Annotated in this window: 1 protein-coding gene; it reads left to right on the forward strand. The window is 50.0% G+C overall.

Annotated elements, in window-relative coordinates:
• Positions 1-560 (forward strand): N-6 DNA methylase (locus tag LC419_RS23525; RefSeq protein ID WP_223609635.1); only part of this gene is annotated, 560 nt, incomplete at both ends.

Raw genomic sequence — 560 nt, forward strand, 5'->3', positions numbered from 1 at the left:
ACCCGCAAGAGTCTGAGAAAATCATTGATACCGCTGCTGGGAGTTGCGGTTTCCCTGTACATGCGATATTTCATGTTTGGAACAAGATCATGCAGGACGAAGGTCTCGATCGTAGCCACTTGTTTACTGTTGAACGAAAGCCAGCACGATGCGAGGACTATGTAGAGAATAACGTCTTCGCAATTGATTTTGATGAAAAGGTTGCTCGCGTAGGACGAACGCTGAACTTGATCGCCGGTGATGGGCAAACCAATGTTCTTCACCTGAATACCCTTGACTACGAACGGTGGGGCGAAACGACCGGTGAAGAAGGGTGGCAGGACACCTATGGGCCGGGGTGGCGCAAACTGCGCAAACTTCGTGAAGATCGGGCCAGTGATGGTGCCTTCAAATTTGACGTTGTTATGGCAAATCCGCCTTTCGCTGGCGACATCAAAGAATCACGAGTGTTGGCGAAGTACGAATTGGGCAAGACAGCTGCAGGAAAACAAGCAAAGAAGGTCGGTCGCGACATTCTTTTCATCGAAAGAAACTTGAATTTCCTGAAGCCCGGTGGACGG

This window comes from Chryseobacterium sp. OSA05B (assembly GCF_019970065.1).
Taxonomy (GTDB): Bacteria; Bacteroidota; Bacteroidia; order Flavobacteriales; family Weeksellaceae; genus Chryseobacterium.